A 20,435-nucleotide genomic window follows, 5' to 3' on the forward strand; every position below is an offset into this window, starting at 1 on the left:
ACCACGCGCGGCCTGGTTTGCCAGGTGGATGATCAGTACCCAGCGGATGCCGGCCGAGCCCGCTGGCCAGGCACCGGAGGCAGGTGCAGGGGGAGACGCACGGTCACGGTGGTTCCCGGGTCGTGGTGGTCGATGGTGATGGTGCCGTGGTGGGCTTCGACGATGGCGCGGGTGATGGCCAGGCCCAGACCCGCGCCCGGGATGGCGCCGTGGCGGACGTTGGTCGCGCGGAAGAAGCTGCGGAACAGGTGGGGGCGGTCCTCGGCCGGTATTCCGATGCCCGTGTCGGTGACGGTGAGTTCGGCGGTGTCCAGCAGGCGGGTGAGGCGGATCGTGCCGGTGCGGGCGCCGTAGTTGATCGCGTTGGACACGAGGTGGTCGACGAGTTGGCGCAGTCGGGTGGGGTCGGCCTCGATGGGGAGGTGGTCGGGGGTGTCGATGTCGAGGTGGGCGGTGGTGGCGTCGCGGACGATGGTGGCGAAGTCCGTGGTGGTGGGGCGCAGGTCGGCGTCGCCGCTGCGTAGGGCGGCGAGGTCGAGCAGGTCGTCGACGATGGTCGTGAGCGCGGTCGCGTTGCGGTGGACGACCGACAGCAGGGGTTCGGTGGCGGGGTCGACGGGGCCGTCGAGCAGGAGTTCGGTGTAGGCGACGACCGCGGTCAGCGGTGTCCGCAGCTGGTGGCCGACCAGGCTGACGAAATCGTCGCGGGAGCTGTCCAGCTGGGCGGCGAGGCCCGCGGCGTGCCGTTGGGCGGCGAATTGTCCGATGTGGGCGGCGATGGAGCGCAGGGCCGCGGTGAAGTCGGCTTCGTCGGTCTCGCACGTGTCGGCGAAGCAGGCGAGTATCCCGACCGGGGGGCTGCCGGGGATGGGCATGGCCACGGCCGTGTGCAGCCCGGTTCTGGCATCGGCCATATCGGCGACCCAGACCGGTCTACCGCTCGTCATGGCGGCTTCGTGCACGACTTCGTCGACGGAGGAGGCATCGAGCGGCGGCGCGGTCCATTGCCCGGCGGTGTGCAGGCTGTCGGTCACCGGGTCCACTAGCAACAGTCGCACGTGCGGCCATCCCAACGCATGGGCCACCGCCTCGGCGAGCGCGGGTGCCGCCTCGGTCAGGCTGACGGCCGTGGCCAGGGTCTCGGCCACCTGGAGTTCGCAGTGGCGGAAGCGCTCGAACCGGCGCTGGCGGGTCACGTCGTGCAGCACGGCGACAGCGCCCGTCACCCGTCCGTCGTCGTGGATGGCGGTGGCGTCGGCCAGGAAGGCGCGGACGGGCGCGCCGGGGAGCTTGACCACCAGGTCGGCGTCGCGCACCACGGCCCCGGCCAATGCCCTGGCCAGCGGTGTGTCCCGGCCGGACATGGGTGCGCCGTCGCCATGGAACAGCACCGAGTCCACCTGGTCGATGTTGCTGGAGATCCCGCCGCCCGCCAACCCCATGCTCTGCCGCAACGCCTGGTTGAGCAGGACGACATTGCCCTCCGCGTCGCACGCGGCCACCGGGGCGTGCAGGTTGTCCAGCACCGTGTGCAGGAAACTGTCCTGTCGCGACGCCAACCGCTCCGCCGCCGCGCGTTCGGCCGCGTCGAGGACCAGTACCGACCACTGGTGCCCGTGCGCGGTCTCCCGATCCGAGATGGACAGTTCGACCGGCACCGGGTGCCCGTCGCTGTGGTGGGCCGTGACCCGGCTGCGGGCGGCCCGGCCGGTGGAGTCCCGGGCCCGTTCCCACGCCTGGGTGGGTATCAGGGTGTTCATCGGTCGACCGCGCAGCTCGGCGGTCGACCACCCGAACATCTCCGCCGCCGTGGTGTTGCACTCGGCGATATCACCATGCGAATTGACCACCAGCACCGCTTCGTCCGGCCCGCCCGTGCCGATCGGCTTCTCCTGGCGCGGTGACGCGAACTCGCACAACCGCAGCAACGTCACCATGTCGTCGTCGCTCCAGCGTCTGGGCAGGCCATCGGCGACGGCCAGCGCGCCCACCGCCCGGCCGTGCCCGTCCCGCAGCGGAACACCCAGGTAGGCCCGCAGGACGCCGCTTCGGACGGCGTCGAAACCGCGGTAGTCCGGGTCGGCTCGGGCGTCGTCGATGGCCACCGGCCGGTTCGTGCTCACCACGACCGGGCAGAAGGAACCGGTCAGCGGCATGTCCCGGGACGCGGAGAACTCCGGCGGTAGCCCGGAGCGCCCGGCGAAATGCACCGAGGTGGTCCGCACCAGCGTGAGCACCGCCATCGGGGCCCCCAGCGCGCGGGTCGCCAACCACGCGATCCAGTCGGCCGGTACCGACCGGCCGGGCAGGGCTCGTTCCACACCATGCACCGCCGCCAGGCGCCGCGCCTCGGCGAGCACGGACTCGTCGATCACAACCACGACCCTTGGATGCCCCAAGTGCGGCCGCGGGGCAACTCGACTAACCCGTTCGTGTACAAGTAGCCCGCCGCCGCCGATCCACGGTGTGACCCTCGATGGGATACAGTGGTGTTGCAGGCCCGCTCACGTCTCGTGGGCGCTGTTCCAGGACGCGCCATCCGAGAGCGCTGGTCCGTCTGCCGATCGATGTTCGCCGTGGCCGCTCCCACTCGCGCCTGACCGTGCGGATACGTCGATCCGACAGGTTCATTCGCGACACATAAGGAAACAATGCCTCCGAGGACGACTCGACCGAGCACCGACCAGGCGAACCCGGCATGTCCGATGGTCTTCAGCCATCCGCAGGTCGACGACCGGACAACGGCTCGACAGCGCGGCGCCATGCCGCCGTCCCCGCTCTTCCGGCCGATGCGGGGCTCGACGACCGACCCGACGCGGCCCGACGGCGGTGACGCGTGGCGCGACCCTCGTCGCACCCGCCCGGCCCCGGCACACCGAGAGCGGACGGCGTCGCTGACCCCCGGACCACGGCGGCGCCGGGCCAGTCCGCTGTGACGCAATCGAGCACGGAGGGCCTCGGCGACGCGGTCTCCCTGCCCTGCAACGGTCGCGACCCTGGGTGATCCTCCGCAGGCACGAGCCCGGTGGGCCGGGCGTCGAGTTGCCACGTTTCGGAAAGTCGACCACCGGGCATTCTCTGCGCAGCCTCCCACCCGTGGCCGAGGCAGGCGGGGGCGTGCGCCGGGCGGTCGGTGCCGCGTCGGCATCAGGACGTCGGCATCAGGACAATGTGGAGGCAAGGACATGGTCGTACTCGTGGTCGTGCTGCTCGTGGCGTGGCTGATCGTCTCCATCATCGGGTTCGCGCTCAAGGGGCTGCTGTGGTTGGGGCTCATCGGCATCGTCCTCTTCCTGGGGACGGCGGCGATCGGGGCCGTCAAGCGCAAGAGTTCTCGACGATAGCCTGGCGAGCCGATATCCGGCGCGGAGCAAAGCCGTGCGAGGCGCGCACCCACCGGGTGCGCGCCTCGCGGTTCAATGCCAAGGGGCTACTCGAAGTACTTCAGGCCCCACCCGGTGTCGCTGTTGGCGCCGGGCACGTTCTGGCGACTGTAGGTGCTGTCGCCCCACCAACAGAACGTGCCGGTGTGCCACAGCCGGTTCGCCCAGGAATAGGGCGTGCCCTTGGGAACGGCGTGGTACATCATCGGGAACATCGGCCCGGCGGGCGGACTGGTGTCGATGTCCCCCTTCTCCAGTACGAAACTATGGCTGCCCGGACCGTTGACGTACAGCGTCGGATCCCAGCCGTCCATTATGGAGTCCCGGACCGAGCCGAACTGGCAACCGTTGGACTTGTACCAGTCCCACACGTACGTCGGGTCGCCGCCCTTGCGCAGCCGCAGGTCCGCGATGCAGTACTGGTCGCTCCAGGATCCGTTGGCCGAGTAGGTGATGTGCAGTTGGCCGTTGGGGTCCTTGATGGGCGCCGGTGCCTCGTTGATGAACGGGTTGCCGACCCTACGTTCCCACGGTTCCCGTGGTTGTGAGATCCGGGCACGGGGGCCGGTCGGTGTCGCCGGGTCGCTCATCTGGACCAGGTACAGGTTCTGCTCGACGTTGGTGTCGCCCTCCCAACCCGACCAGACGAACCACAGCTGGTTCTCGAAGGTGAACGCGGTGCCGTCCACGGCCCATTTGTCATCCGGCAACGGCATTTTTCGGTGGGTGCCGTAGCCGGTCGTCGGCCGGTCGGAGCTGATCACGTACATCCGATGTGCATTCCCGCTTCCGGCGGAGAAATACACGTAGTAGCGGCCGCCGACGAGCACGAGTTCCGGGGCCCAGACCTCACCCATCCCCGGATCGGACCAGATCCTGCCGCGCGCGGCGCCGCCGAGCCCGTTCGGCGCCGAAGCCTGTCGGACGTAGATGCTGCCGCCGTCGGATTCCACCGAGTAGTACGTGCTGCCGACCCGCATCACACTCGGGTCGGCGTTCCTGATGGACGTCTGGCCCGGCGCCCCGGTCGTCGGTTCATCCTCGAAGAACTTCAGCCCGAACCCGGTGTCATTGTTCGCGCCGGGCACGTTCTGGCGGCTGTAGGTGCTGTTGCCCCACCAGCTGAACGTGCCGGTGAACCAGTGCCGGTTGCCCCAGCTGTAGGGCGTTCCCTTGGGCACGGCGTGGTACATCAGCGGGAACCGGGGTCCGGCGGGTGGGCTGGTGGAGATGTCGCCGTATTCCAGCACGAAACTGTGGCTGCCGGGTCCGTCCACGTACAACGTCGGGTCCCAGCCCTTGGCGATGGTGGCGCGATAGGAGCCGAACTCGCAGCCATTTGACTTGTACCAGTCCCACACGTATGTCGGGTCGCCGCCCTTGCGGAGACGCAGGTCCGCGATGCAGTAGTGGTCGGTCCAGGACCCGTTGGCCGAGTACACGATATGCAGTTGGCCGTTGGGGTCCTTGATGGGGGCGGGCGCCTCGTTGATGAACGGGTTGCCGACCACGCGTTCCCACGACTCCCGGGGCTGGGAGATCCGATACCGCTTGCCGGTGACGTCGGACGGGCTGGTCATCTCGGCGAGGTAGAGGTTCTGCTCGATATTGGTGTCACCCTCCCAACCGGACCAGACGAACCACATCTTGTCGCCGAAGTAGAAAGCCGAGCCGTCCACCGACCATTTGTCGTCGGGCAGGTTCAGCTTCATCGGGTCGCTGAAACCGCGGTCCGGCACGTTCGACCAGGTGTAGTACATGCGTTGCCCGCCCTGGCCGTCACCGGAGGCGAAATAGACCGCGTACACCTGGGTGCCCAGCGCGGCATTGAGCCGCATCAGTTTCGGCGCCCACAGGTTGGGCATGTTCTTCGGCGTCGACCAGATCAGCCTGCGGTCCGCGTTCTGCAACCCGTGGATGTCGGCGGCCGACCGGGAGTAGATATTGCCGCCGTCGGACTCCACCGAGTAGTACGTGGCGCCGACCCGGATCACACTGGGGTCCGCGTTCTTGATGCTCTGACCGGGCGGTCCCGGCTTGCCCGGCGGGCGGGTCACCGGCGGCGGGGGCAGCGGGGAGTTCGCGTCCTCGAAGAAGCCCAGGCTGTAGCCGGTGTTCACGTTGTCCCCCGGCACGTTCTGCCTGCCGTACGGGATGTCCTTCCACCAGGTGAAAGCGCCGGAGTACCAGACCCGGTTCTCCCACTTGTAGGTCATCCCCTTGGGCACGCCGTGGTACATCAGCGGGAACTTCCGCCCGGCGGGCGGGCTGGTGGCGATATCCCCGTTCGCCAGCACGAAACTGTGGTGCCCCGGGCCGTTGACGTGCTCGGTCGCCGTCCAGCCGGACATCATGCTCGCGCCGTCGGAGCCCATCACGCAGCCGTTGGACTTGTACCAGTCCCACACGTACTCCGGATTGCCCCCGGCCTTAAGCCGTAGATCGCCCAGGCAGTATTTGTCGGTCCACGACCCGTTCGCCGAGTACACGATGTGCAGCTGGCCGTTGGGGTCGCGGATCGGTTCCGGTGCCTCGTTGATGAACGGATTGCCTGTCACCCGCTCCCACGGCTCGCGGGGCTGGGAGATCTGGAAGCGGGCACCGGTCGGCGTGGTCGGATTGCTCATTCGTGCCAGGTAGAGGTTCTGCTCGATGTTGGTGTCGCCCGCCCAGCCTGACCAGACGAACCAGAGCTGGTTGTCGAAAGTGAACGCGGCGCCGTCGATGGCCCATTTATCGTCGGGCAGGGCGAGTTTCTGTTCTCTGCCGTAATTGCGGTCCGGTGAGTCCGAACTGATCACGTACATTCGATGGGCGCTGCCTCTGCCCGCGGAGAAGTAGATGTAATATCGGTCGCCGAGCTTCACCAACTCCGGTGCCCAGATTTCGCCGAGTCCATTGTCGGCCCACACCGACGACCGGACCGAGTCGTCGAGGTTCTCAGGGCTGGACGCGGAGCGCACCATGACGCGGCCGTAGCTGGACTCCACCGAGTAATAGGTGCCGCCGACCCGGATCACGCTGGGATCGGCGTTGCGGATGTCGGTCCGTCCCACGGTCGGCGCAGGCAGCCGGTCGAGCCGGTTGTTGCTCGGCTCCACCACCCAGCCGCGGATCTGGGCGTCCGCGACGGTGCGGGCGAACGCGTCGGCGATCTTGTGCGCGCCCGTGTCGTTCGGGCTGAGCCCGTCGGTGTCCAGGTGGGCGGTGTCGACGTCGCGCATGGAGATCAGCAGCACCTTGTGCCCGGCCCGCTGCTCGTCGGCGACCAGCGCGCGGATGGCGGAGTTCACCGCGGTGATCCGCCGCTGGGTCTCGGCGTCGGTGGCCGGGATCAGCTCGGCCACCCCCACGACGATCTGCGGGTTCACCGCCCGCGCCTCGGTGACCAGGTTCGCCAGTCTGCCCGCGACGTCGTCCTGGTGCTCGGCCAGGACGTCGTTGAGGCCTGCCTGCACGAGCACGATGTTGGGCTGGTACTCCGGGATGTCGCCCTCGCCGCGTCTGCCCAGCTGGGAGGTGTCGTCGCCGGGTTTGCCGGTGTAGTTCAGGCCGTCGCCCGCCGACTGCGAACCGACGAGCTCCACGGGCAGGTCCCGTTTGCGCGAGACGAGCACCGCGAGCGCGCCCAGCATCCCGGCGAGCGTGGTGCCGATCCACGCGCCGGGCGGTTTGTCCGCGTGCACCAGGTTCGCGGTGGTGTTGACCCGCATCGGCGCCGTCGGCCTGCTGCCCGCGGCCGCCTGTATCGGCCCCCATCGGACCGGTGCGTGATCGGAGGACCGCATGTCCATCCGCTCGGGTCGGATGGTGTAGTTCATCTCGGTGGTGACGAAGTAGTCGAGCTCCCCGCCGTCATCGTGCGTCGTCTCACCCGAGCCGCGGACGACGGCGTTCTGCGGGTAGCCGCCGCGGGCCCGTAGTTCCTCGGGTTCGAGGTTGAAATCGCCCCCGACGGTCCAGTGGAAGTCCTGCGGATTCTGGTTGGCCTCCCGCGCCCAGTCCCGGACGCGTTGCTCGATGCGGTTGAGCATCGGCACCACGTCGTTCCCCGTACCGGACAGTGCATGCATGGTGAAATACCAAAAATGACCGAACCGAACCCCCAACGCGTTCCGCCCCGGCGCCACCGGGTTCTCCACGATCCGCACCTCGTCCGGGTGATCACGGGTGACGATCGCGATGTTGACCCGCCCCTGGTTGTCGGTCTCCGGAGCGTTCACGCCACCTTGTGTCTGGGCGTAGAAAACGTTGTACGTCGTGGGGTCACGGTCGGTGCCCGGCGTCCACTCGTAATGGGTGTACCGACGCCGCTCCGGAGCGGGGGTCCACCAATCGGTCCCGTCCCCCGCGGCAGGCGGCCCCCCGTTCCCGACCTCCTGCAACAGGACGACACGGGCATTGCGGGCGTAATCATGCACCGCACTGGTCCACTTACTGGCCGCATCACCCCCGGCGGTCCGCCCCTGGAGATTGTTGGTGATCACCGTGGCCTCATCCAACGGCAAGTCGCTGCTCGCCTGCGCCACCGCCGGGGACGGCACCGCGACACCGGAGAACACCACCCCCAGACTCACCACGCAGGCGATCGGTACACGCGCGCGCCGGAATATCCGAAAGAACGACATGTCCGGAGCGTAACCCCGACACCGATAATCGACGCGAAAGTCATCTGCACTCGGGAAACCTCCTGCCCGAATTCGAGCAGATCTGCCTGAAAGACTTGGAGAATGTGCCCATAAGACTTTGAACGTTCATTGGCGCTGGTCGCAGGTCTCGGTCCACGTCCTCGATCGTCAGGCGGCCATTTCCACGGTCGGCCGAGGCGTGGCCGCCAGTCGCCGGGACCGCATGGCCAGGATGATCATGACTGCCGGGATGAGCAGGTCGGTGACGAGGACGCCGCCGGTGTTGCCCGAGGCGTGGTCACCGTTGGCGAACCACTGGTAGACGTGGCCGACCACCGCTCCCCAGAGGAACATCCCGGCACCGAGCCCGATGGTGATGCGCTCGCGCGACGTGGCCGAGGCGGCGCGGAAGCCCAGGACGGCCAGCCCGAGGTTGGCGAAGGCGATCTCGAACAGGAACGGCGTCCGACCGAAGCCGATCGCGGTGGCCATGACATCCGGGAAGGCGAGGAACGCGACCGTCATCCACAGGCTGCCGAAGCCCATGGCGCCGATCGCCCACCAACGCTGCCAGATCTCCAGCCGCTCGTGACTCGACGTGGCGTGGCGGGCCCGCACGAACGCCCCGATGGCCGGCACCAGGATCCAGACCAGGGGAAAGGCGGACTGGGCGAGGTAGGAGAAGGTGTCCATGGACGCATTCTTACCTGGTTAATATTAATCAGTCAACACTCATGCTATGGTGATGCCGTGGACGATGGACTCGCAGACCTGCTGCACCGCGTGGTCATGCTGCTGGGCGAGGCGGCCCGGCGCCGCACCGACGACCGCGACGGCCTGACCTACAGCCAGATGCGGCTGCTGGGTGCGCTGGAGGAGATCGAGCCCACGACGCAACACCGACTCGCGCAGGCACTGTCGGTGTCCGACCCGGCGATCAGCCGAGCCCTACGACCACTCGAAGCCGACGGCCTGGTGCAGATCACCACCGACCCCGACCACGCCCGACGGAGACTGGTCCGTCTCACCGAAACCGGCCGGAAAGCCTTCCATACCAGCGGAAAACCACTCTACGACGAACTCCGCACCCGACTCGTCGCGGCGGACTTCCCCTATGAGCGCTACCTCGAAGACACCCTCCGGCTGGCCAGACTCCTCGACTCCGAATGACAGCCCTTCACCACGAAACTTCGCCAGCACGTCCAGAACTCCAGCGGCGCAAGATAGGAATCACAGGTCACGGCCTGTGTGATTGCTGTCAGTGCCCTCGGGCGGCGTTTGCACAGCATTCACCGCGCGCCGGTTGGGGTCCGGGGCGCAATGGGGGAACACCCGTCACTGGGAGCGGCAGGCACTCGGCAAAGCCCCCGTCGTGACGCAACCGACCAGGGCGGTTCCGTCGCCGCGCCAGTTGCTCCACGGCTTTCACATACAGCTCGGTCAGCCGCCGCTCGGACGCGTCGTGCTCGGTGGACCACTGCCGCCGCCAGCCCAACACCAGGGTCATCACCGCGCCGCTCCCCGCGCCGACGGCCAGGGCGGTGCGGATCATGTCCAACCGGCCGCCTGATGAGGCCACGTCCAGCACCCGCGACAACACCATCACCGCCGCGATCGTCGCGGCCACCACCGGCACCACGATCACCAGTACCGGCCGCCACCACCCCGGACCACCACGCCGCCCTCTCGCCATCGGGGGATCGTCGCGCACCCACCAGGCGCCCGCGAGGCATCCACTGATGTTCACCCCAACACCCGGCCGCGCGCGGCCGGGGCCCGAATCACGTTCACCTCGATGCGCCGCACTGCCCAACGCCGGCCCCGATCACGGTGGCCGCGTGGACGGACTCGGGGGAGCGCAGGGACAACGCGGCCTCAACACCGTGCGGAGAACGAAGTGCGGCCACCTTTGCTGACCGGGATCCGCAACGAGCACATCGAGAAGTTCGCGGCCGACGACAGGCTCTTTCGGGGTCTCGATGGCGGCCTGATCGCCGAGTCGACCGCCGCGCGGGTGTTGGACAAGGCCCGGAAAGCCGCGTTGACCGAGGAGGAGTACCGGTCCCCGTTGGCCAAGCGGCCCTACGACCTCCGGCACGCGTTCGTGTCCACATGTCTGATGGCGGGGTTCCGCCACGGCAGATCGCGGAATGGGTGGGCACTCGGTGTGGGTGCTGTCGCAGATCTACGCGCAGGTCATCGCTGGAATGGAAGACCTGGCCCGTAGCCGCATCGACGATGCCTATCGTGAGCGGGGCGTAAGGAGAGAACAGAGTGCCCCCGGGCCGGCTCGTACAGCATCCACACGAACCCGTACCCGACGTGAGCTGCACGTTTCTGCCACGATTGAAGTTGTCCGGCGCCGCCGCTCGGCCGGAGGTGGGCGATGACCGTCGGTGAAGATCGCTTCCTTGGAAAAGTGCTTAAGGGTGGGTGATCGAACCTGCGGCAGAGGGGCTGCCACCGTTGTGGCAGCCCCTCTCGATTCAGTCAGGCTGCACCGTGGACGGCGTCCATAACGAGTTCGGGACCGGTCGCGTGCGCGCCAGCCAGTGCGACAAGCGCTTCGTCGAGCAGGCGCCGGACGGCGGAGTTCAGGGCGGTGCACTCGCTGTCGATCTTTGTCGCCGACTTCTGGATCGTGGCGGATAGCTTCTTGACCGAGTCGATCTTCACCAGGTGGCTGAGTGCTTCGGCGATCTTCTCCTCGGCCGTGGCGACCTGGTGGACGCCCTTGCGGCTTGCCGTCGCGATGGCGGTCGTGCGCAGGAGCATGATCACGGTGCGCAGGAGGTCGGGGCTGTCGTTGTCGGGGTCGAAGGCCAGTACGAGCCGCTGCGCGCCGATCACACGGAGGGTCTGCCCGCCGTTCTGGTCGATGGCGCGGACGAGGCCCAGCGAGGCGACGGCATCGCGGTTGCGCTCGGCTTCGGCGAAGTAGTCGGTCCAGCCGGTGCGCGACGAGTCGGTCATCTCGATGACGACGCGGGCGACGCCGTCGTTCAGGCTCAGCACACCGTCGCCCTTCTTGCAGCGAGGCAGGCGGCCCGTGGTCGTGCTGGTGTCCGTGTAGTCGTCGCCGAGACCGGCGGCGATGCCCGTCAGCACGGTGTGCACCGAGCTGGCGTAGGACTCGCCCTTGATCGGCGTCACCTTGGCGAGGGCGGTCGTTGCCTCGTGGACGCGCAGTACCGTCGACACCTCCTCGATCTTGCTCGTCAGCTCGGCGTGCTGCTTGGCCAACTGCTGAGTGAGCTGCTCCTGCCGGGCGGTGAGTTCGGCGGCGTGTTTGGCCATCGGGGACGTCGGATCGGACGGGTCGAACTGCCGAGCGGCCTTGGCCAGCAGCTCGGCTGTTCCAGCGCTCACCTTCGCATCGAGATTGGTGCCGAACTTGTCCAGCACCGGCTGGAGGCGCTCGACAAGTTCAGGGCTCTCACCAGCGAAGATGCGTCGCAGCTCGGAGTTTAGGTCCTGCTTCGCCGTCATCACCGCCGTGGTGAGCTCCTTGCGGCTCTGGGTGTCCGCGTTCGTGATGGTCGTCTTGGCGTCGCGGGCCGCCGCCATCACGGCTTCGGACGCTTCCTTCACTGCTCGCGCCGTGAGTTCAGCTGCCTGGGCGGTGGAGTGGGCGGTCTTGTCTCCGACATCCTTCAGCAGCCGTTCAAGCGCTTGGGCCTCCTGGGCCTGTCCGGTCACGCTCAGTGCATGGGCGCCGATGCGTACGGCCTCGGTGACGTAGTTCGTCAGGTCGGCGCTGGCGAGGGTGTCGAGGTTCTCCACGAGCGGGCCGCGCTCGCCAGAGACCCAGCGCTGGGCCTCTCGTGCGACCTCGCGGTCGTGGACCGTCAGTCGCTCGATGACGACCGCTGTGGCGTCGTTGTCGAAGTGGGCTGGGTGCTTGATGTGCTGGGTCATCGCGTTCTCCTGCGGGAAGCGCTGCCGATGATCGACAGCGGGCCTACACAGGTTGAGTCCGAGCTTGTGACTTTGTCGTACTTGAACGTGGATAAGGAGGGTTATCACTTTTCCTTGGTGGCGACATGCATCATGCTCGATACTCTGTGTCCCACGAGGCGGCGGATAGATCGAGGAGGTGTGTCGTGGCAGGTGGAGGGCCTACGTTGACGTTGCAGGACGTCGCGGATCTTGCTCGTGTCCGCCGGCCGGTCGTGAGCATGTGGCGCAACCGGCCGCACGTCCGCGGTCTGCATGTGCCCTTCCCCGACCCTGTCGAGGTCTCGCGCGGGATGGAGCGGTTCCGTCGCGAGGACATCGTTGAGTGGCTGGAGCGCACTGGCCGGGGTAACAACCCCGAGGCGAAACTCGACGCACCAGCGTTGAGCGTGCCCGATGACGTGCCCCTGGATGAACTCGTCACGTGGCTCTGCCTCGCGGTGTTGACGAGGGAGGAACTGGCGGACACGACAGCGGAGAACCGCATCACCCTGGCGCGCGGTGTCGATCCCGACGACCGGGTGCTGTTCCGGGAGGTGAAGGCTTCCGTGCCGGCAGTCTGCACGCTGCGGTTCATCGACGACCTGGTTGAGGCGTCGTATGGCCCGCGCGAGGCACTCGACTGGTTGGAACAAGGAAGGGCCGCGCGAACGCTGGGCACTCGTGATCTCACCTCCGAGGCAGTCGACCTCATCCACGCCGTCGCCGAAGCCTGCGCCCTCCACCTCGACCCCGAGGGCGTGCCGCTCGTGCACATCGGTCCGGCGTCGAGCGTGACGCTCGCGCTTGCCGACGCCTTCACCCATCTCGTGATGCCCGGCGGCACTCCGGAGTTGCGGGACATCAGACGTAGGGCGGCGATTCGCGAGATTGAGACCGTCGACGACGCGGCAGGCCCTGGCGTCCGAGTGTTGTCGGCCATCGGCAGGCCCGCCGACGAGGTGCTTGACCTGGTCGACAACCTCGTGCTCGATCTCGGTGAGGGTGAACTCGCGATCATCATCGGCCCGGCTGGCGTCCTGTGCGACGAGCTACAGGGAGAGCGGGAGCGGCACCGAGCGCAGACTCTCCGCTCGGAGAGCCTCGCCGTCGCGCTGCGCCTTCCTCGGGGAATGTGGCGTGAGGCGCACCGACAGGCGCTGGGCCTGTGGATCTGCGCGACCGGAGGGTCCATGCAACGGCCGCTGGTCGCCGACTTGGCCGCGTTCACCCGAGACGAACTGGACCTCGGCGACCTCGCCTCCGACATGACCGGCGCGTTGGCTGCCGCGCGAGGTCGTGCCTTCCGCTACCTTCGCCCACACGACCTCCCGCCGATCCTGAGTGCCCGCACTGTCGTCGTACCCCGTGGGGTGCGAGCACTGCAGCTCGCGACGATGGAGATCGAGCGGCACCTCGCCGTCATCAACGCGGCCACCCTAGTGACGAGCGAGCCGATCCAGCCTTTCGACGTGCTGGCCGAACGCGCCCCCGGCGCAATGTTGCTGCGCCGACGGTCGCTGGGCGAATTGAAAGACTTGGGGCACGTGCGAGTGGTCCGTGGCAGCCGGATTGACCACAGTCACGACAATCCTGGTGGCTCGGTCACGGTCCTGTCCGCGACCGAGCCACATGGCACTGCGCACCTCGACCCGTTCGATGCTGCGCGGCTCTACCCGCGCGCCGTCCGAACAGATCCGGGGGATGTGGTGTTCGCGGAACGGCCACGCCCGATCGCGAGAGTCGACGACCACGGCGGATCACTGGTGGCCTCCCCGTCGAAGATCCTTCGGATCAGTTCGCAGGCAGGAATCGGCCCCCACGCAGTCGCGGCGATCATCAATCGGCTGCCGAACGAGCCAACCGAGTGGCAGACCTGGAACGTGCCGATTCTCGACACCTCCGAGGTGGAGCGGCTGGAAGAGGCGCTTCTCGCCGCGGTGAACCACGAGACCACCCTGCGGCGGCACCTGGACGCAACACGGGATCTCGTCACCGCCATGATCGACGGAGTCGCCGCAGGCGCGGTGGCCCTCACCACGCGGACAAAGCAGTAGGAAGGACAGGCAGCATGCCTCCCCGCACGAAGAAGGACCCGTCGGCACCATCGACGATGAAGGAGCTGAAGGACACGCTCTGGAAAGCTGCCGACCGGCTCCGCGGCTCGCTGTCCGCGAACCAGTACAAGGACGTCATCCTCGGCCTGGTGTTCCTCAAGTACGTCTCGGACGCCTATGACGAACGCCGCGAAGCCATCCGCACCGACCTGACGGCACAGGACTACGACGAAGAGCAGATCGCCGACCTGATCGACGACCCCGAGGAGTATCAGGGATACGGGGTGTTCGTCGTACCGGAGGCCGCACGCTGGTCCTACCTGGCCGAACACGCCAAGGGCCTGCCCGCTTCCGGCGCCGAGCCAGCCAGGACGATCGGCTGGCTCATCGACAACGCGATGGACATCGTCATGCGCGCGAACCCGACGCTGCAAGGGACACTGCCCCGCCTCTACAACAAGGACAACATCGACCAGCGCCGCCTCGGCGAGCTGATCGATCTGTTCAACAGCGCGAAGTTCAGCCGCCAGGGCGAGCACCGCGCCCGCGACCTCATGGGCGAGGTCTACGAGTACTTCCTCGGCAACTTCGCGCGATCGGAAGGCAAGCGGGGCGGCGAGTTCTTCACCCCGCCCAGCGTTGTTCGGGTAATCGTCGAGGTATTGGAGCCCTCGCGCGGCCGTGTGTACGACCCGTGCTGTGGCTCGGGTGGCATGTTCGTGCAGACCGAGAAGTTCATCTACGAACACAACGGTGACCCGAAGGACATCGCCATCTACGGCCAGGAAAGCCTGGAGGAGACCTGGCGGATGGCGAAGATGAACCTCGCCATCCACGGCATCGACAACAAGGGCCTCGGGGCGCGATGGGGCGACACCTTCGCCCGCGACCAGCACGCGGACGTACAGATGGACTACGTGATGGCCAACCCGCCGTTCAACATCAAGCACTGGTCCCGCAACACCGAAGACCCCCGCTGGAAGTTCGGCGTCCCGCCAGCCAACAACGCCAACTACGCCTGGATTCAGCACATCCTGTACAAAATCGCCCCCGGCGGCAGCGCTGGCGTAGTCATGGCCAACGGCTCGATGTCGTCGAACACCAACGGCGAAGGCGCCATCCGCGCCCAGGTCGTCGAGGCCGACCTCGTCTCCTGCATGGTCGCGCTGCCGACGCAGCTGTTCCGCAGCACCGGCATCCCGGTCTGCGTCTGGTTCTTCGCCAAGGACAAGCGCGCCGGCAAGCACGGGGCTGTTGACCGATCGGGCCAGGTGCTGTTCATCGACGCCCGCGAACTCGGCTACATGGTCGACCGCGCTGAACGCGCACTGGCGAACGAGGACATCGCCAAGATCGCCGACACGTATCACGCCTGGCGCGGTACCCGATCCGCCGCACAGAAGAACCTGACCTACGAGGACGTCCCCGGCTTCTGCAAGTCCGTCGGTCTACCCGACATCAAGGCTGCCGACTACGCCCTAACCCCGGGCCGCTATGTCGGCGCTGCCGAAGTCGAAGACGACGACGAACCTATCGATGACAAGATCCGACGGCTGACCAAGGAACTACTGTCAGCATTTGACGAGTCCGCCCGCTTGGAGAAAGTCGTCCGCGAGCAACTGGAGCGGTTGACGTGATTGAAAATTTGCTCTTGAAAGACCTGCTGATCGACACGAGAGACGGCGACTGGGGGCTCGACACTGAAGTTGACGAGCACGAGCCCCATTACGTCATTCGTGGTGCCGATTTTCCGGACGCGCGCAAGCTCGTAGTCGAAGGTGTGCCACTTCGGTATCTTCCTGCTCGCACGGTGCATCGACGCGTCCTGCAGCCTGACGACATTCTACTAGAAACAGCGGGGGGGACGCGCGACCGCCCGACTGGTCGTACACTTCTGGTAACCGAAAAGCTCCTTAGCAAATTTGATCATCCCGTAATTGGCGCGAGCTTCACTCGATTCCTGCGCGCCGATCCGAAAATGGTCTACCCGAGGTACCTGTTCTGGCATCTCCAGGCAATGTACGAAAACGGAGAAACGTTTGAGTTTCAGGTACAGCACACAGGGGTTGCGCGTTTTCAATACACGACTTTTGCAAAAACCAAATGCATTGCTATTCCCAACTTTGGACAGCAGCGGGCGATTGCAGATGTTCTCGGGGTGCTGGACGACAAGATCGCCGTAAATGGTCAACTCGTCACCGCCGTCGACGAGTATCTGAGCAGTGAGTTTAAACGGTTGTGTGCGGGCGCAGCACTCGGCGCACTCCGAGACATCGCCTCGGTGAGCACTGCTGTCGCTCGCCCCGTGACCAACGGCCAGTTGCGCTACCTGGACATCTCAACGATTTCGAACGGAGGCTACGACTTCCCTGCCGTCACTGACTGGGAAAAAGCACCGGGCCGTGCCCGACGTGTGGTGAGGCCAGGTGACACAGTGTGGTCAACCGTGCGTCCTAACCGTAGGTCACATGCCCTCATAATGGACGACGACCCTCTCTTGGTGGGTTCGACAGGGCTTGCTGTGCTAACCCCGAAGAAGGGACGAATCGCTTGCACCTATGAAAGCGCCCGACGGGAGGAGTTTGTCCAGTACCTGGAAGGGGTCGCGGAGGGCAGCGCATATCCCGCTGTTCGCGCGGAACGGTTTAATGAAGCCCCAGTCCCAGCGTTGCGCGATGACCAGTGGGACCACTTCGAATCGATCGCGCTGCCGCTGCGGAGGCGGTCGCATGCGGCGACAGTAGAAAACCGGTCGCTGACGGCCACACGCGACGAGCTGTTGCCGTTGCTTATGTCCGGAAAGATCCGTGCGCGTGAGGCTGAAAAGGTCGCGGAGGGGGTTGTGTGATGGTGGGGCAGCCGGGGTTCAGTGAGGCGGAGTGGGAAGGTGTCGCGCTAGAGACGCTGGCCGAGCAGGAGTGGCAGTCACTCCCAGGGGCCACCATCGCGCCGGGCGCTGAGAACGGTAGGGCGTCGTGGGATGACATCGTGCTTCCTGGGCGGATGCTGGCGAAGATGCGGGAGCTGAACCCGCAGGTGCCGGCGGAATACCTGGAGCAGGCGCTGGCGGAGATCATTCAGCCGACCTCGCAAGACGCGATCGCCGAGAACTACCGGCTGCACCAGATCTGCACTCAGGGCTACCGCGGGATCAGCTACATCGACGCTGATGGCGTCGAGCAGAATCCGACCATCCGGCTGGTCAGCCACCAGGTCGGCGACAACGAGCTGCTCGCGGTCAACCAGGTCACCGTCCGCACCGCAGAGGTCGAGCGCCGCTTCGATGTGGTGCTCTACCTCAACGGCATGCCGGTCGCGGTCTTCGAACTTAAGCAGGCGGGAGCGGCCAAGGCCAATCTGGATGCGGCACATGCCCAGCTGGCGACGTACCTGCGTGAGTTCCCGATGGCGTTCCGGTTCACCGTGGTGACCGTGATCAGCGACGGGATCACCGCCCGATACGGCACGCCTTTCACGCCGCTGAACCACTACTCGCCGTGGAATGTCGATGACGACGGCAAGCCGGTGAAGCTCGGCGAACCGCTCGATGACGTGCACCTCGGCACCGAGCTTGAGTTCCTGATCGAGGGCGTGTTCAACCCGGAGCGGTTCCTCCAGTTGCAGCGGAACTTCACCGCGTTCGACGGCGGGGCCGAGGGGTACGCGAAGCGGATCGCGAAACCGCACCAGTACTTCGCGGTCACCAAAGCAGTTGGGTCGACGGTCGCCGCTGTGGGGAGCAACGGCAAGGCTGGGGTCGTGTGGCACACCCAGGGGTCGGGCAAGTCGATGGAGATGGAGCTGTATGCCCACCTTGTCGCCACGCAGCCCAAGCTCAAGAACCCGACCATCATCGTCGTAACCGACCGCAAGGAGTTGGACGGGCAGCTGTACGAGGCGTTCAACCGGTCCCGTCTGCTGAGCGAGTCTCCGATCAAGGTGACGACCCGCGCGGAACTGCGTGAGGAACTGGCTAACCGGGCGACGGGCGGCATCTACTTCACCACGCTCCAGAAGTTCGGTCTCAGCAAGGCCGAGAAGGACGCCGGGCTGGATCATCCGCTGTTGTCGGACCGCCGCAACATCATCGTCATCGCCGACGAGGCCCACCGCAGCCACTACGACGACCTCAATGGTTATGCCCGCCACCTCAAGGACGCGTTGCCCAACGCCGCGCTGATCGCGTTCACCGGGACGCCGATCTCCTTCGACGACCGCAACACCCGAGAGGTGTTCGGTGACTACATCGACATCTACGACCTCACCCGTGCGGTCGATGACGGTGCCACGGTCCCGGTCTACTTCGAGCCATGCCTGATCAAGGTCGGGTTGACCAAGGACGTCAGCGAAGAAGACCTCGATCGTGCCGCGGACGAGGCCACTCTCGGACTTGACGAGGTGGAACGCGCCAAGATCGAGAAGTCCGTCGCCGTGATCAACGCCGTGTACGGGGCTCCCGCACGGTTGGCGGCATTGGCTGCCGACATTGTCCAGCACTGGGAGACCCGCTCGGAGCAGATGCACAAGTTCATCGGCTCCCCCGGCAAGGCGTTCATCGTGGGCGCGACCCGAGAGATCTGCGCCCACCTCTACGACGAGATCGTCAAGCTCAAGCCGGACTGGCACAACGACGCCGTCGACAAGGGCGTGGTCAAGGTCGTCTACTCCGGCTCGGCCCAAGATGCCATGCCTGTGGCCAAGCACGTCCGGCGTGATGGACAGAACAAGGTCATCCAGAAGCGGCTCCGTGACGCGGACGACGAGCTTCAGATCGTCCTGGTCAAGGACATGATGCTCACCGGTTTCGACGCACCGCCGCTGCACACGCTGTACCTCGACCGCCCCCTCAAGGGCGCGCTGCTGATGCAGACCCTGGCACGGGTGAACCGCACCTTCCGCGGCAAGCCGGACGGGCTGCTCGTCGCCTACGCGCCCCTGGCGGACAACCTCAACAAGGCACTCGCCGAGTACACCGACACCGACCAGGCCAAAAAGCCGGTCGGCAAGAACATCGACGAGGCCGTCGATCTCACCAGCACGCTCATCACCTCCCTCGACGAGCTGTGCGCAGGCTACCCGTGGCGGACCAAACTTGATGGCGGCCAGAAGAGCTGGGTCAAGGCCGCCTACGGGCTCACCAACTACCTGCGATCCCCCACCACCCCTGGCAACCAGGTGCCGGAAGGCGAGGAAAAGCTCGGCGACCGCTTCCGCAAGCTGGCCAACCAACTGGCCCGTGCGTGGGCGCTGTGTTCTGGCAACCAGACTCTCGAACACCTCCGCGTCACGGCGAGGTTCTACGAAGAAGTCCGCGTGTGGATGGGCAAGTTCGACGCCCAACAGCGGCAGGCCGAGGGTAAGCCCGTGCCGGAGGAGATCCAGCGGATGCTCTCCGCGCTGGTGGCCACCTCAACCGCGTCCGGTGAGATCATCGACATCTACGACGCCGCCGGCTTGCCGAAGCCGTCGCTGTCCGACCTGGGGCCGGAGTTCCAGCTCAAGGCCCAATCGGCGTCGAACCCGCACCTCGCCATCGAAGCGTTGCGCGCGCTGCTGGTTGAGGAGTCGGATCACATCACGCGGCACAACCTCGTGCGTCAGCGGGCGTTCTCTGAGCGGATTGCCGAGCTGATGCGCAAGTACACCAACCAGCAGCTCACCTCGGCTGAGGTGATCGCCGAGCTCATCGAACTGGCCAAGGAAGTCGCCGCGGAGGGCAACCGCGGCGGGCGCTTCGATCCGCCCCTGTCCCACGACGAGTTGGCGTTCTACGACGCGGTCAGCACCAACGAGTCCGCCGTTGAACTCCAGGGCGACGATGTGCTTGCCCAGATCGCACGCGAACTGGTGGCGGTCATGCGACGCGACGTCAAGACCGACTGGACGGTGCGAGACGATGTGCGCGCTAAGCTCCGATCGTCGATCAAACGGCTGCTCGTGAAGTACAAGTACCCGCCGGACAAGCAGCCCGAAGCCATCAGACTCGTGATCGAGCAGATGGAGGCAATGGCACCGCGCTACGTTTCGAAAGACGGACGCAGGAATGACGGCTTGTCGTCGGACTCCAGGGCGTGATCCAAGCGCTATTCTCTTTTTGCTAGGCAGTTTCTGTTCTATTTCATATATAGGTTAATGAACCGCATCGGGAGACTTGGAGGTTCCGAAGCTATGGGAGAATGGATCCGTGCCCGCACCCAAGAAGTACCCCGACGAACTGCGTGACCGCGCTGTCCGACTAGTGTTCCAGATCCGCGAAGAACGCGGCGGCGGTTACGGGGTGATCCCTGAGGTGGCCCGCCGACTAGTGTTCTGAGTCGGTAATTCGTTGGCAGTAGGCGGCGAGTGTGTTGAGGATGTCGTCGGCTGCTTTGGTCCAGACGAAGGGCTTGGGGTCCGCGTTCCATTCGTTGATCCAGCGGCGGACGTCGGCT

The 20,435-nt window shown here is 66.2% G+C and carries 12 protein-coding genes; 7 read left to right on the forward strand and 5 right to left on the reverse strand.

Annotation, left to right across the window (positions count from 1 at the left end; genetic code table 11):
• Window positions 1-32 precede the first annotated feature (32 nt).
• Complete coding sequence (locus tag C503_RS0106810) at window positions 33-2,375, reverse strand: ATP-binding protein (protein WP_018681444.1); 2,343 nt, start codon at window positions 2,373-2,375, stop codon at window positions 33-35.
• A gap of 810 nt (window positions 2,376-3,185) precedes the next feature.
• Between C503_RS0106810 and C503_RS46710 the strand changes: the two genes are divergently transcribed.
• On the forward strand, window positions 3,186-3,344 hold the full coding sequence (locus C503_RS46710; protein ID WP_018681445.1) for a hypothetical protein: 159 nt from the start codon (window positions 3,186-3,188) through the stop codon (window positions 3,342-3,344).
• An 86-nt stretch (window positions 3,345-3,430) separates the two neighbouring features.
• On the opposite strand, the gene C503_RS47260 is transcribed toward C503_RS46710, so the two are convergent.
• Both C503_RS47260 and C503_RS0106825 read right to left on the reverse strand, forming a co-directional pair.
• Window positions 3,431-8,011: a family 43 glycosylhydrolase gene (locus C503_RS47260; RefSeq protein WP_211222327.1), complete on the reverse strand. Its 4,581-nt coding sequence runs from the start codon at window positions 8,009-8,011 to the stop codon at window positions 3,431-3,433.
• A 168-nt stretch (window positions 8,012-8,179) separates the two neighbouring features.
• A complete protein-coding gene (locus C503_RS0106825; RefSeq protein ID WP_018681447.1) occupies window positions 8,180-8,704 on the reverse strand; it encodes a DUF6790 family protein in 525 nt (174 codons plus the stop codon).
• A 57-nt stretch (window positions 8,705-8,761) separates the two neighbouring features.
• On the opposite strand from C503_RS0106825, the gene C503_RS0106830 reads away from it, so the two are divergent.
• A complete protein-coding gene (locus C503_RS0106830; protein ID WP_018681448.1) occupies window positions 8,762-9,181 on the forward strand; it encodes a MarR family winged helix-turn-helix transcriptional regulator in 420 nt (139 codons plus the stop codon).
• 88 nt (window positions 9,182-9,269) lie between these two features.
• Here C503_RS0106830 and C503_RS0106835 read toward each other — a convergent pair whose 3' ends face one another.
• Window positions 9,270-9,704 carry a hypothetical protein gene (locus C503_RS0106835; protein WP_156893024.1) on the reverse strand — a complete coding sequence of 145 codons (435 nt, stop codon included), beginning with the start codon at window positions 9,702-9,704 and terminating at the stop codon, window positions 9,270-9,272.
• A gap of 204 nt (window positions 9,705-9,908) precedes the next feature.
• Here C503_RS0106835 and C503_RS42610 point away from each other — a divergent pair, with 204 nt between their 5' ends.
• Window positions 9,909-10,238 carry a hypothetical protein gene (locus C503_RS42610; protein ID WP_211222328.1) on the forward strand — a complete coding sequence of 110 codons (330 nt, stop codon included), beginning with the start codon at window positions 9,909-9,911 and terminating at the stop codon, window positions 10,236-10,238.
• 263 nt (window positions 10,239-10,501) lie between these two features.
• Here C503_RS42610 and C503_RS0106845 read toward each other — a convergent pair whose 3' ends face one another.
• On the reverse strand, window positions 10,502-11,929 hold the full coding sequence (locus C503_RS0106845; protein ID WP_018681450.1) for a hypothetical protein: 1,428 nt from the start codon (window positions 11,927-11,929) through the stop codon (window positions 10,502-10,504).
• Between the two features lie 206 nt (window positions 11,930-12,135).
• Between C503_RS0106845 and C503_RS0106850 the strand changes: the two genes are divergently transcribed.
• Genes C503_RS0106850 through C503_RS38315 form a run of 4 tightly spaced genes read left to right on the forward strand, consistent with a single transcriptional unit; the run spans window position 12,136 to window position 20,079 of the window.
• The gene (locus C503_RS0106850; protein ID WP_245572413.1) at window positions 12,136-14,004 is read left to right on the forward strand and encodes a hypothetical protein; all 1,869 of its coding nucleotides are present in this window, start codon (window positions 12,136-12,138) and stop codon (window positions 14,002-14,004) included.
• Window positions 14,005-14,060: 56 nt separating this feature from the next.
• On the forward strand, window positions 14,061-15,641 hold the full coding sequence (locus tag C503_RS0106855; RefSeq protein ID WP_018681452.1) for a class I SAM-dependent DNA methyltransferase: 1,581 nt from the start codon (window positions 14,061-14,063) through the stop codon (window positions 15,639-15,641).
• Window positions 15,642-15,655: 14 nt separating this feature from the next.
• Entirely contained in the window at window positions 15,656-16,852 is a 1,197-nt protein-coding gene (locus tag C503_RS45745; protein ID WP_156893025.1) for a restriction endonuclease subunit S, read from the forward strand.
• Complete coding sequence (locus C503_RS38315; protein WP_051114758.1) at window positions 16,852-20,079, forward strand: type I restriction endonuclease subunit R; 3,228 nt, start codon at window positions 16,852-16,854, stop codon at window positions 20,077-20,079. The genes C503_RS45745 and C503_RS38315 overlap by 1 nt, the downstream gene beginning before the upstream one ends.
• Window positions 20,080-20,435 lie beyond the last annotated feature (356 nt).

The sequence above is a fragment of the Actinokineospora enzanensis DSM 44649 genome (assembly GCF_000374445.1).
Taxonomy (GTDB): Bacteria; Actinomycetota; Actinomycetes; order Mycobacteriales; family Pseudonocardiaceae; genus Actinokineospora; species Actinokineospora enzanensis.